This window comes from Rhizobium sp. USDA 4016 (genome assembly GCF_056279705.1).
Window position 1 is genome coordinate 23,057 of the sequence record NZ_JBWCCY010000003.1, and the last position, 12,801, is coordinate 35,857.

At 57.0% G+C, this 12,801-nt stretch carries 5 protein-coding genes and 7 pseudogenes; 5 read left to right on the top strand and 7 right to left on the bottom strand.

What is annotated here, in order from left to right; all coding sequences use genetic code 11:
* Positions 1 to 185: 185 nt before the first annotated feature.
* The 4 pseudogenes from tnpC to ACZ9DP_RS13180 all read right to left on the bottom strand — a co-directional run.
* A pseudogene (gene tnpC, locus ACZ9DP_RS13165) lies at positions 186 to 1,279 on the bottom strand (IS66 family transposase); the annotation flags it as partial.
* A 61-nt stretch (positions 1,280 to 1,340) separates the two neighbouring features.
* Positions 1,341 to 1,493, bottom strand: a pseudogene (gene tnpB / locus ACZ9DP_RS13170) (IS66 family insertion sequence element accessory protein TnpB); the annotation flags it as partial.
* A pseudogene (gene tnpA, locus ACZ9DP_RS13175) lies at positions 1,474 to 1,935 on the bottom strand (IS66-like element accessory protein TnpA). The pseudogenes tnpA and tnpB, both read right to left, overlap by 20 nt.
* Before the next feature lie 375 nt (positions 1,936 to 2,310).
* Positions 2,311 to 3,439 (bottom strand): annotated as a pseudogene (locus ACZ9DP_RS13180) (IS110 family RNA-guided transposase).
* A 280-nt stretch (positions 3,440 to 3,719) separates the two neighbouring features.
* On the opposite strand from ACZ9DP_RS13180, the gene ACZ9DP_RS13185 reads away from it, so the two are divergent.
* The 4 genes and pseudogenes from ACZ9DP_RS13185 to ACZ9DP_RS13200 all read left to right on the top strand — a co-directional run.
* The gene (locus ACZ9DP_RS13185) at positions 3,720 to 4,748 is read left to right on the top strand and encodes an NAD(P)-dependent oxidoreductase (RefSeq protein WP_476202327.1); all 1,029 of its coding nucleotides are present in this window, start codon (positions 3,720 to 3,722) and stop codon (positions 4,746 to 4,748) included.
* A 658-nt stretch (positions 4,749 to 5,406) separates the two neighbouring features.
* Positions 5,407 to 5,596: pseudogene (locus tag ACZ9DP_RS13190) on the top strand (transposase); the annotation flags it as partial.
* Between the two features lie 236 nt (positions 5,597 to 5,832).
* Positions 5,833 to 6,090, top strand: a pseudogene (locus ACZ9DP_RS13195) (transposase); the annotation flags it as partial.
* Positions 6,091 to 6,334: 244 nt separating this feature from the next.
* Positions 6,335 to 6,555, top strand: a pseudogene (locus tag ACZ9DP_RS13200) (ATP-binding protein); the annotation flags it as partial.
* Positions 6,556 to 6,828: 273 nt separating this feature from the next.
* Here ACZ9DP_RS13200 and ACZ9DP_RS13205 read toward each other — a convergent pair.
* From ACZ9DP_RS13205 to ACZ9DP_RS13215, 3 genes are all read right to left on the bottom strand, one after another.
* Entirely contained in the window at positions 6,829 to 8,238 is a 1,410-nt protein-coding gene (locus ACZ9DP_RS13205) for an aldehyde dehydrogenase family protein (protein ID WP_476202328.1), read from the bottom strand.
* A gap of 136 nt (positions 8,239 to 8,374) precedes the next feature.
* Positions 8,375 to 9,778 carry an aminotransferase gene (locus tag ACZ9DP_RS13210; protein ID WP_476202329.1) on the bottom strand — a complete coding sequence of 468 codons (1,404 nt, stop codon included), beginning with the start codon at positions 9,776 to 9,778 and terminating at the stop codon, positions 8,375 to 8,377.
* A gap of 407 nt (positions 9,779 to 10,185) precedes the next feature.
* A complete protein-coding gene (locus ACZ9DP_RS13215) occupies positions 10,186 to 11,073 on the bottom strand; it encodes a LysR substrate-binding domain-containing protein (RefSeq protein WP_476202330.1) in 888 nt (295 codons plus the stop codon).
* Positions 11,074 to 11,363: 290 nt separating this feature from the next.
* Between ACZ9DP_RS13215 and ACZ9DP_RS13220 the strand changes: the two genes are divergently transcribed.
* Positions 11,364 to 12,776, top strand: a complete 1,413-nt coding sequence (locus tag ACZ9DP_RS13220; protein ID WP_476202332.1) for an amidase — start codon at positions 11,364 to 11,366, stop codon at positions 12,774 to 12,776.
* Positions 12,777 to 12,801: the final 25 nt, after the last annotated feature.

A 12,801-nucleotide genomic window follows, 5' to 3' on the forward strand; every position in this document is an offset into this window, starting at 1 on the left:
CCCGACAAACACCCCAATCAGGGGGCGGCATCATCTCGGAACAAGGGGGCGGTTAATTCTCGGAATTGGGGGGCGGAATGATTTCGGAATGCGGGGGCGGCTTGCCTCGGAATCTGCATCGTTTCCACGCACGTTGACGTCCCCTGCGACTACGGATCGCTTTCAGACGAAAGCGTTGCGTCAGGTCAGGCTGCTGTGGCTTTGGTGAAGTTGAAGGGTGGGAGATCGTCGATATCGGCCTCGTCGGAGCGCTGAGGCAGCTCGGTGAGGACGTGGCGCAACCAGGCTAATGGCTCGACGCCACAGGCGCGGCAGGTCAACATCAGGCTGTAGATGAGGGCGCTGGCCTTGGCTCCGTCGACGGTATCGCTGAACAACCAACTCTTGCGGCCCGTGGCAAAGATTCTGATGTCGCGCTCCAGAAGATTATTGTCGATCGGCATCCTGCCATCTTCGGTGTAGCGCGTCAGATAATCCCACTGGTTCAGGGTATAGGACACGGCATCGCCGAGCTTGCTGTCCGGCAAAACCTTTGGTGCGATGTCGTCGAGCCATTCCTTGAGGGCGTTCAGGACGGGTATGCTGTGTTGCTGGCGGAAGCGACGAATGCAGTCGGCCTGTGCCTCACCGTCGTCAGACTTTTGATCACGCACTTGCCTTTCAACCCGATAGAGCTGTTCGAAGAACCGGAGAGCCTGCTCGGGCGGTCTTTCTGGCTTTGAGGGCATCGACAAAGCGCCGTCTGGAATGGGCCATGCATCCAATATGGGTTGCACCCTCCAGTGTGCGCCAAGCGGTGTAGCCATCGCTCATCAAGATCCCGCGGTAATCGCCGAGGAAGGCTTGCGGGTATCTGGCCACGACCTGGTTGATAATCGAGCAGCACGATCGGCTGGTCACTGTCCTCGCCGCTCCGATAGGCCCACATAAACGATGTGCTGGTGGCCTCCCTGTTCTCTTCCTTCAGCACCTGGACCGTCGTCTCGTCGCCATGGATGAGAGGCTGTGATCTGAGCCGCAGTTTCAGCGCGTCATAGATGCGATGCAGGTGCTTCTCGCTTGAGCTGATCACCCAGTGGCCCAAAGTGCCTCTGCTGATAGGAACGCCGGCGCATTCGAAGGTCTGCGCCAGACGGTAGAGCGGTGTGCCATCGACGTATCTGTGGACGAGCGCGAAGGCCAGCGTCGAGGCCGTGGCGATGCTGCCCGGCAAGGGCTGCGCCGGCATTGGCGCGGTCATGACAGGCGTGTTGATCCCGGTGCGGTCGCAATGGCGGCAACAGTCGCTTCAGGATTAGCACAAAGCCCGATCGGTCGAAGAACAACAGCTTCATCCGGTCGCGATGGCGATTGCAGAAGGCAAAAACCGCAGGAGCAAACGGATCGAGTGCCATCGTCTCCTGGACCAGAACCGCAAGACTGTTAATGCCAGCCCGAAAGTCGATCGGTTCGCGATGCAGGTAGACCTTGATATCAGCGCCCAGTCTGAACACGACCCAGCGCTCCGATTATTGCTGCCAACGCGTCGACATCACCGCATTACAGCGTCAGACTTACACCGTTCGGCAGTGACGCACTCACCTTGGCTGGAGAGGACAACCGGTCGATCCTCTCCGATTGCGGTCGTCGGTCTTCACCACGCGTGGCAGGCCTATCCAACGCGCTGCTTTGTATTGGCAGGCTGCGATCGGTGCTGACCTGAACCGGAACAAACGCCGATGTTGAAGACGGCGGCAGAGGACGGACCTCCTTTGCCTTCTTTATCCATTTCCGAAGCAGGTTGACGTTGATCCCATGTTCAAGCGCAAGCCGCGATACCGGGACGCCTGGCTCAACGCAGGCTGCGACAAGGCGGTCTACCGAAGCTGGGTCATATCGACGTCGTCCGTCACAACCCACAAGCCTCACACGCAGTTTTTGCTCATCTTCTTCCATGATTTGGTGTCCACCTATTTTGGTGGACACCTTGTATGGGGATTTCGTTGTCAAGGGGCCTTGGCACCGATTTCGCGGCAAAGCGGTTAGGATCGTTATCACAGAACGGTTGGTTACTGCCCGTGCGTTGATCCGCGAGCATCAAATTCGAGGGGAGCCTGCCTTTGGGCGCATTGCATTGCGCCGCAACCTTGTATTCGGTGGGTCTGCAAAAGACCCGTACCATGAAGCAGTCGTTGGCTTCGGCAGCAAGGCCCCGAGGCGGCGGGCCCATTCTCATGACGGCAAATTACGCCATGGTGTCCATCGGGACACCGCCACCTCGTACACGCGGCTCTTTACGGCGGTTGATCCGTCAAGCGCCCTGCAGTGTGTTCAATTGATCGGGCGCAATGTGACGCCCGTCGGGATTTCGCCGACGGTAACCAATCGCCAGAGCGCGATGAGCAACTTGCGCGCGAGCGCAACGATCATCGTCGTTTTGCGGGCACCTTGTGCCGCTCGTGCCTGGTACCATTGCGTTAATTCACTATTTTCTTGGAATCTCAGGAAGCGCCAAGCCAATTGTATCAGCCCGCGTCGCACCCGGGCATTGCCTGCTTTGGCCAGCCCCTTCTCGCGTCGTTTCGATCCGCTCTCGTCGGGGGAGCCTGTCAGACCGGCGTTAACGCGCCACCGCCCGCCGGTCTCTGAGGTTGCGGCTAAGAACCTCGTGGACCAGCATGTCGGCTGTCTCAATCCCGACACCAATCACGCGCGCCAATAGTACAACCATTGCGTTATGCTCCGAAGCAGGCGCCTGCTCAAGCTGGGCAATTCTGGCTTTTTCAATCGTCGTGATTTGATCGCGCAGCATTGAAAGCCGAGCTATGTCGCGCGGCTGTCCTTCCGGAGTGCGCAGGTCCGGCAATTTCTTCGGCGCCCGGCGAAGCTCGGGCTTGAAGCCACGGATGCCGAGCCGAGCCAGCGCCCCTTTCATGCGATTGACTATCCGCGTTTTCTCGCTGACCAGGTTCTCCCGCTCGCGGCTCGGCCGCTTGGCATCCTCTTCCGCCAGTGATGGGATCGCCACCATACCGCAGTGGCCACGCTCGCCACGCAGCCAGCCGAGGAACACGCGCATCAGCATGGCCGTGTCTAGCCTGTCGGTTTTCGCCCGTCGATGTTCACGGTTCACGGCGACGCTGGTCGAATGGATGACGTGAGCCTCTATGCCTTGCGTCTCCAGCCACCGGGCCAGCCAGAAGCCATCTCGCCCAGCCTCGAAGGCCAGCGCGACCGGGTCCATCGGTATCCCAGAAGCCTCAGCCTCCGATCGCCAACGCGTGATTAGGTCGAGCAAAGCATTCGGATCGGGATCGAGTTTCTTGAGGGGGTGCCGCTGTATGCCGGGAAGCATTCCGGCCACCAGCCAGCTATTCTGACTCATCTCTATAACGATGAGCACAGTGCGCGCTTGATCTAAAACATTAACTGATCGGCTGAGATCTTCGACTTTGGACATGGTAGGCTATCCTTCGGGTTGATCGCACGACGATGGTGCCACCTCGCCGCTTTCCCGCATAGCTTCTCATGCCTCAGCGTACTCAAGAGCAAAAGGTGCGGGGAAATTCGCGCTTAGTAAGGATTTCGCCTGCCTCTCCCTCTAATAACGCAGGTATTCAGCGTGCACTGCGTGTTGAATGCATAAAAGTGGCTTCTCTTTCACTTTATGCTTGGACGCAGAGCGCGAAAGCTGCCTCACATCACCTTAAAACGACGTTGAAATAAGGAGCAGTCGGTCGATGAAAGTTCTATGCCTGTGGTACGCGACGGAAGAAGAGAAAAACTCCATCAGGGCTAGACTGCCTGCCGGTACGGAAGTCGTAGCTCCAGAAGGAAATTACCTCTCTCGATTTGACTGCGATTATGCTGACGTTGCGCACTTAGCGCCCGATGCTGATGCAGTTCTCGCCTTCAGTGTTCCGGATGGAATCCTTCAAATCTGCGAGAAACTCAAGATGTTTTCCTGGTTACATTCGGGGGTCGACGACCTCGGCCTTATGGGTGCACTTGATCTTTTCAAAAAACGCGGTGTCAAGCTTGCGAATATTCGCGGTGCGAACGCAGTGGCGGTAGCGGAGCAGGCGATGATGTTTGTTCTAGCTCTCGCCAAAAAGACGCTCCTCAAGCACCAGGCGACGGAAGAAGGTCGGTTTTTGTTCCCTCTTTACGCAGATGAGCACCGATCTGCAATGCTGCATGGGCGTACTATCGGGGTAATTGGGATCGGGAATATCGGCGGACGAATTGCGAAACACGCAAAGGGTTTCGAGATGGAGGTTCTCGGTGTCCGTCGGTCCAGGGACGGGCAAGCAGTTAATTGCGTCGATACCATCTACGGCATTGATCAGTTGCACGAGGTGCTTCCAAAGTGCGATTACGTTGTCTTGGCGACACCGGATACGAAGGAAACCCACGGCTTCATCGGAGCAAAAGAGCTCGCGGCGATGAAGCGATCAGCATTTCTCATCAATGTTTCACGCGGTATGTTAGTTCAGGAGAAGGCTCTTTATGAAGCTCTCACATCAGGGCAGTTGCGCGGTTTTGCAACCGACGTTTGGTGGCAGTATAACTATGGACAAACTTTTCCCATCGGCTGGGGTTCACGGCTCGGAATTCACAGGCTTCCCAACGTGACACTGTCCAACGATCAGGCGGCGAATGCGGATGACGTGCTTCAGCGCAATATCCAGTGGGGTACGGAGAACCTCGCCGAATTCTTGGCTGGGCAACCGATGAATAGAGAGGTCCGCCTAGATCTGGGCTATTAGCGCAATAGGATCATCATTCCGGCGGCGCTAAGACTACGCCGCCGGAATTTCATCGGCCTCGTGTCGAGTTTCTGATGAGCGAGGAATGAGGCCGATGGGGAAGAACACTTCGACACAAGTCGCCATGGCGGAGCATACTCCTGGGTTGATGTTTTTGATTGTGAGCATAGGATACAGCCGGGCACTAATGATGACTGCATTTCTCAATCCGGTCTGAAGGTCTGTCCGGTAACGCGTGTCTTTTCTTTCAGTTTGCTGGCTTAGGGAAGTTATTTTTCCGTTTTCCCGTGCCAGCCAAACGCCAATCGCATCATTCGAAAACTGGCGTCTCCAGCAACGTCTAAACACGCATGTTCAAAACCCTGGCTGGCAACGCGAGACGCGAACCTAGCTTCTGTGACACAAGTGCAACCTGCGCGAATCGCGGTGGTCGCGCACAGAAAGGATCCGATGCCGAAGCTTCGCTGAACAAGACCCGTGGGTACGCACAAAATAGTATCGGGCGGCAGGAACGCCTCTTAGACGTTGCGAATTTAGGTACAAAAGCTGCGCGCAGGTTGGGAAGCACGCGGAAATACTGCTTTTGAAGAGCATCAAGAAGTGTAACTCCGTTGGCCAGTATCGGATACAATTGAGACCTTGAGAACCTGCGTATAGCCAGCCGATTGTCGTGTTCGATGGCGATGGCCGGTTCGTCGGTGCGGTCCTGCGACCGGCCAGGCGCCCCAATAGCGTCGAGATCCGCGCTCTCCTGCGCCGACTGGTACGGGCGATCGGGACCAATTGGCCCAACACCTACTCTGATCCGGGCCGACAGCCACTATTGCAGTCCACAGGTCATCGACTGGTGACGCGCCAACGCTGTCGACTTTCCACCACCCTGCGCAAGCAGTCGCGGAGCTGGAAGCCACGATGACGCGCTTTGAAGCGTCGGCGAAGACGGCAAGGTCGTGAGCGTCCGGTGAGCCGGTTTTGTTGAAGGGCTTAAACGGTGCAGGTTACGTCACAGATGATTCATTTGCGACGTAACAAGGTATGAATGGCCAAGATTGAGATCCTAAGGGGTGCCTAGCGACAACGTCGATGGTCCATAGAGCTGAAGCTTTCGATATTGCAAGAAGCGTTCGGCACGGATGGCAGCGTTTCGGTTGTAGCGACGCCGCCACGACGTTCTCCGCAACAGATATACGCTTGGCGAGAGAAGTTCTCGCCGCCCAAGCTGGAAGCTGCGGAGACGTCATCGTTCATCCCGGCTTCCGTTATCGGGACGTTGGACAGCCCTGCCGACGGTTCCAGGAGGAGTGGTCTTCGGTCAAGGCCAAGGACGTTGAGATCGTTCTAAGGAATGGCCGCATTCTCAGAATCGCAGCTGACATGGATCTCGAGCTGCTATCGTCATTGGTCGCTTGCGTGGAGGCGGCATGATCGGGCCTTCGGGGAATGTGCGGGTTTATCTGGCCTGCGGAGTGACCGATATGCGGCGTGACAACGCTGGTTTCGGCGTGGTCCTTGGTGGCGTAGGCCAGTTCATCGAGTAATGTGGGGCACAACATTACTCGATGACGCACCAGAAAAGCTCAAATTAGCGGCGTGATCTTCTCGAGATCATCGATGACCGCTACGAGCGTCGATCAACGATCGTCACCAGTCAGGTGCCCTTGGATCGCTGGTGGGAAACATAGCAAATCCAACTCTCGCCGATGCCATCCTAGACCGCCTTGTTAACAATGGCTATCGCATCGATCTCACTCGCGAGAACATGCGAAAACAGCGTTTGCCAATAGCGCCTGAAACACCGCACGCTTGACCAGAAACAAAACCCGATCCAAACATCAACGAGACCCAGGATCAGCACGAGAAATGGCCGGCTTCAAATCGGAATCGGTGGCTGGCTTCATCGGAATACGCAGTCAAAACGCCTCCGCCTCCGGAACGGCGATCGCCGGTGCTGTATGCACGCTCCAGCGACCGCGTGTTGGTCGGTCGCGTGAGACGCGCTGCAACCGCCTCATACGTCTACGCTTTTGAAAAATCGTCAAGCCCGAGGGAAGCAAATGGGAGCAAGACGGTTGGCGAATGGTCACCCACGATTGATGCAAACGACCTTCGGCTGGGTCATCTCTTCATAGGCAAAGCGCACGCCTTCCCTGCCCATGGAGCCGTATTTGGAGCCGCCGAACGGCATGGCGTCGAAGCGGTAATCAGAAGAGTCGTTGATCATCACTCCACCGGCCTCGATTCTGCTTGCCGCCTCAAGTGCAACGGACAGGTTGCTGGTGAAGATGCCAGCGTGCAGGCTGTATTCCGGTTCATTGGCCATCTCAATGGCTTCATCGAGCGTCGCGAATGGTGCAAGCATCACGACAGGAGCGAACACTTCCTCGTGCCATAGGCGGCAGATGGTCGGCGTGCCTTCCAGTACCGTCGGTTGATAGAGAGATCCCTCGCGCTTGTGACCGCACAGCAATTTCGCACCCGAAGAGATCGCGTCATTGACGGCGGCTTCTGTGCGTTCGGCCACCTCCTTCGAGATCATCGGGCCAACATCCGTATCCTCACGCAACGGATCGCCAGCCTTGAGCTTTTTCGTGGCCGCGACAAAGGCGTCGCGAAAGCGCTCATAAAGCTCGGCCTGCACAAGAACACGCTGGGCGCCGATGCAATTCTGTCCGGCGGCCCAAAAGGCGCCAGACACACACCCTTCAACCGCCTTATCGAAGTCGCAGTCGTTCATCACGATGACCGGCGCATTGCCGCCAAGTTCCATCGCCACCTTTTTCAGGCCAGCTTTGCGAGTGATAGCTTCTCCCGTGGCGAAACCACCGGTAAAGGACACCATGCGGACGTCCCGTGCAGCAACCAGAGCTGTCACGGTTTCTCTATCACCGTGAATGACGGTAATGATCTCCGGTGGCAAGCCCGCTTCCACCAGCACGTCGACAAGGTTGATTGTCGAGAACGGAGTGAGGTTCGACGGTTTCAGCAACACCGCGTTACCGCCAGCGATCGCCGGGCCAAGCTTGTGCGCCACAAGGTTCAGTGGGTCATTGTATGGGGTGATGGCGGTGATGATGCCGAGCGGCTCGCGCGTGAACCAGCCTTGGCGCTGTTCTGATCCCATATAGGCATCGAAGGGCACGATCTCGCCGGCGTTCCGCTTTGCCTCCTCGGCGGACAGCTTCAATGTGTTGACGCAACGAAGCACTTCCTTGCGCGCCTGAACAATCGTTTTTCCGGCTTCGCGAACGATCGTTTCGGCATACGCCTGGCGACGGCTGTCTATGATTTGAGCAGCCTCTTCGAGTATGCTCGCGCGCTTGTGTCTTGGCAGCTTGCTGGAAATCTCGGCCCCGCGACGGGCGCGGGCCAGGAATTCGCCGATTTCGCGCGCATCTGTGGCGTCAACCGTCCCCAGGATAGACCCGTCATAGGGGCTATGGACAGTGATCGGCGCCAAGCTAGTCGTGGTGTGAAGTTTGGCAGCGGTCATTGGCCGGCTTCCTCTTGTGATGATGCGCCATCTGCGCGACGGCTGAGTTTCTAGGTCAGGGCAAGGAGAAATCCCTCCCTGTTCTCAATTCGATGGATGCGATTGAGTGCGGCCGGAACCTGCCGACCGCCTTCCGTCAGATCTTCTGACCGTCGCGAACGAGGTCGTCCATCACGGAGCGAACCGCCTTCTCGGCGATGGAGACGATCTCGTCGACTTCCGCCTTGGTGGTGACGAGCGGCGGGGCAAAGCCAAGGATGTCGCCATGCGGCATGGCGCGGGCAATCAGGCCACGGTCACGGGCAGCCTTGGAGACGCGAGCACCGACCTTCAGCGAGGCATCGAAGCGCTTCTTGTTCTCGCGGTCGCCGACGAACTCGATGGCGCCCATCAGGCCAACGCCACGCACCTCGCCGACGATTGGCAGCTGTGCGAACTTTTCCTTGAGCTGGGCCTGGAAATAGGCGCCTACGTCGCGGGCGTTGCCAGGAAGGTTTTCCTTCTCGACGATGTCGAGAACAGCGTTGGCGGCCGCCGCGCCGATCGGGTGGCCGGAATAGGTGTAGCCGTGAGAGAAGGCGCCGACTTGGTCAGCCCCCTCCTCCATCACTTTGTAGACCTTTTCGCCGACGATCGAGGCGGAGAGCGGGAAATAGGCCGAGGTCAGGCCCTTGGCGACGGTGATCAGGTCGGGTTCGATGCCGTAGTGGTGCGAGCCGAACATCGAGCCGGTACGGCCGAAGCCGGTGATGACTTCGTCAGCGATCAGCAGGACGTCGTGCTTCTTGAGCACCGCCTGGATTGCTTCCCAATAACCTTCCGGCGGCGGCGTGATGCCGCCCGTGCCGAGCACCGGCTCTGCGATGAAAGCGCCGATATTGTCGGGACCGAGGCGCTCAATCAACTGGTCGAGTTCGACGGCGCGGCGGGCGGAGAATTCCCGCTCGGTTTCGCCCGGATTTGCACCCCAGTAGTGATGTGGCACGCCGGTATGGACGATCTGCGACAGTGGCAGGTCCATATGGTCGTGATAGAAGCTCATACCGGTCATCGAGCCGGAAACAACGCTGCAGCCGTGATAGCCGCGTTCGCGTGAAATGATCTTCTTCTTCGTCGGCTTGCCACGCAGGTTGTTATAGTACCAGACGAGCTTGGCTTGGGTCTCGTTAGCGTCCGAGCCGGACATGCCGTAGAAGACCTTGCTCATCTTGCCAGGCGCCATCTTCACGAGTCGATCGGAGAGAATTGCGAGTTCGTCGGTCGTGTGCGCAGCGTAGGAATGGTAGTAGGCCAGGCGATAAGCCTGGCGCGAGATCGCCTCGGCGACCTCGGTGCGACCATAACCGACATTGACGCAATAGAGGCCGGCAAAACCATCGATCAACTGGTTGCCACGAGCATCCTGGATCCGGATGCCCTTCCCGGTCTCGACGATTGTCGGCTCTCCAAGCTTGCCACTGGCAAAATCCTTGAGCTGCGTGAAAGGATGCAGGACGCTGTTGCGGTCCTTTTCACTGATATCTTCGATGTTAATGGTCACTTTTTTTCCTTTCAATAACGAGACCCTGCTCCGCCGAACATGGGTTCGCAGGTCGTCGTCGTCCCGAGAGAGGCTTAGAGATCGTGGACGCCTTCGAACCTTCACTTATGAGTGAGCTTAGCGTGGCGTTGTCTTCGTTTCGTCGCGTTTTTTGACGTCCAGACGCAGGACTCCTGCAGATATGCTGCGCATTCTGCACGTTTTCATCGCGCCGATTTCGGCTGGCACGAACGGGCGCGCGTTAGCACGGTAACGCGATGTTCTAATCAGTCGTGACTTGCAGCTTTCCGAAAATTATTTCGTAGGGTTTTTTCGACCGCAATCCCTGGCGATAGCTACGGGCAAAGTAATTGGGCGTTGCGTGCTGACGTCCGTTGGACTAGCAGACATGCTCATTCTAGCCGAGCTTAAGTATTCCCAGATAACTCACTTTGCAGCCAGGTACTGAAAGCACCGACAGCCCGCGGATGTCCTCTCGCAGGAGGCATGACGAGGTAATAGGCGCTTTGCGACTTTACGGTCAGTTCAAACGGCTGCACAAGCAGACCCTGCTCAAGAGCTGCGCGGCATGTAAACGCATCACCCAAGGCGACGCCTTGTCCGTAAAGCGCCGCGGAATAGGAAAGGTACCAGTCGGAGAATTTAAGCCGCGCGTAGGCTAATAACGAGCCTTCACCAGCAGCCGAAAGCCAATGCTCCCAATCATGCTGTTGATCGTTCACATCGAATAAATGGACTCTTCGCAAATCAGAGGGATGTGTAATCGCGTGCTTGTTCAACAGGACTGGACTGCAGACGGGCGTTACCCGGACCTCCATAAGCTCAACCACGTCCATTTCCGCCCACCGTCCGTCGCCGTAGCTGATGAAAAGATCAGCTTCCTCGTCACTGACATCTGAAAGAGTTTTCGGTGTCTTGATGTTGATCCGGAGGTCCGGCTGCAGATCTAAAAAGCGGCCTATACAACCTGAAAGCCACCCTCCCCCGAATCCAGGTGTGCAGGAAACTGTCAGGGTTCCTTGCAAACCATGGCTGGCATTTCGAGTGGCGGCGGTTGTGAGAGTACTTAAGGCTCGGCGTACATCCAACGCGTACGCTAAACCTTGAGGCGTAAGAGTTAGCATGTTGTTCTCGCGCTCGAAAAGGCGGAACTTCAACCGCTCCTCGAGCTGCCGAAGTTGGTAAGAAACAGCACTTCTAGTGAGGTTCAGCTCTTCCGCCGTTTTTTGAATGGATTCGGTCTTTACGAAACAGTCAAGCGCGCGGAGCGCCTGGATTGGCGGATACGTTGCCATAGACTACCTTCCAAAAAGTATGCGAACGAATGCGTCCTAATGCGCTTCGGCCGAAAGGTCGTGTTTGTCTTAACTAATAGCCCGACGCCATGAACGCATAGCTAGGTGTTTGGCCACGCAGTTCCAAGACAGTACTGGTAGCCCGGTAGATCATTTCGAATGAGGCGCTAGGGTGTTTGACAAAACTCCTTTGTCAAGATGGCGAAGACATTGCGTTTGACCCGTTCATTTTGCCCGTCCTATCGTAACGGTGCGGTATTTGACAACCGTCAGATGATAGGGAGGAAAAATTGTTTCACGAACCGTCAAGCATTATCGCTGATCTTAGCGCTTGTGAGACGATTGAGCTCTTCCGCCGACGGCGCCTCTCGCCCTTGGAAGTTGTAAACGATTGCTTGAGGCGAATCGACTCGGTCAATCCAACCCTCATCGCTTTTTGCTGGGTAGATCATGAGGGAGCGCTTGAAGCCGCACGTCTTGCTGAAGAGCGTTGGTTTAAGGGCACACCGGCAGGTGCTCTTGATGGCATTCCAGCCACGATAAAAGATTTAACTCTGACTATCGGCATGCCGACACGCCGAGGATCGGCAACGACTGTGGCCACGGGGCCGTGGGACATTGACGCGCCCGTTTCCGCTCGTCTTCGCGAAGCTGGCGCCATCCTCATTGGAAAAACAACATCTCCGGAATTTGGCTGGAAGGGGGTCACCGACAGCCCTCTCTTCGGTGTTACGAGGAATCCTTGGAACCAAGAACTTACGCCTGGCGGTTCGTCGGGCGGTGCTGGTGTAGCCGCAGCATTGAATCTCGGTATGCTGCATCAGGGAAGCGATGCCGGCGGATCCATTCGGATTCCAGCCAGCTTCACGGGCACCTTTGGTTTTAAGCCGACCTTTGGCTACGTCGCACAGTGGCCTGAGAGCGCGATGAGGACGCTTTCGCACCTAGGTCCCATGACGCGAACAGTTTCCGACGCCGAGCTCATGATGACGGTCATCAGCGGCCGAGATCCACGTGACGGATTTTGCGGACCGGATTATCTAAGCGCAGTTGCGGTTGACGTCGATACGCTGGAGGGGTGTCGGATCGCTTATAGTGCCGACTTAGGACATGTCGATGTCGAAGATGACATCCGCCGTGTCACTGATGCCGCCGTGGATCAAGCGCGCGCGCTTGGAGCCATCGTCACTGAGGTAGATCCCGGCTTTCCGGACCCAATAGAGGTTATCGAGGTACTGTGGTGTGCCGGGGCGGCCCGGATTCTGCGGTCCCTTGAGGATCGACAAGTTGAGTTTCTCGAGCCCGGCTTCCGTGAGATGGCGGAGCGGGGCCTCCGGATTACTCTGGCGGAGTATGAGGCGGCCGAGACGTCTAGAAGTCAATTGGCGGCACAGATGGCGGCATTCCACCAAGAATTTGAATGTCTGCTCACGCCAACCATGCCAATTTCGCCGTTCCCGGTCGGCCGCATTGTGCCAGATCCGTCTATGAAGCAATGGGCAGCTTGGACGCCATTTACTTACCCATTCAATCTGACTCAGCAGCCCGCGGCTTCTCTCCCCTCGGGACTGGATGCGAAAGGACTACCAGTTGGACTTCAAGTAGTTGGCGCCCGGTACACAGATCGCCGCCTCTTAAATATTTGCCGTGTTTTCGAGAAGTGCTTAGGGCGACTCTCGCCGCCTCAGCAACCTTCTGCCTAGCTCTCTCTCAGGTGGCATGACGATT

Coding starts and splice junctions, on each gene's coding strand:
- ACZ9DP_RS13185 (WP_476202327.1), top strand. CDS start 3,720: ATGAAAGTTCTATGCCTGTGGTACGCGACGGAAGAAGAGAAAAACTCC.
- ACZ9DP_RS13205 (WP_476202328.1), bottom strand. CDS start 8,238: ATGACCGCTGCCAAACTTCACACCACGACTAGCTTGGCGCCGATCACT.
- ACZ9DP_RS13215 (WP_476202330.1), bottom strand. CDS start 11,073: ATGGCAACGTATCCGCCAATCCAGGCGCTCCGCGCGCTTGACTGTTTC.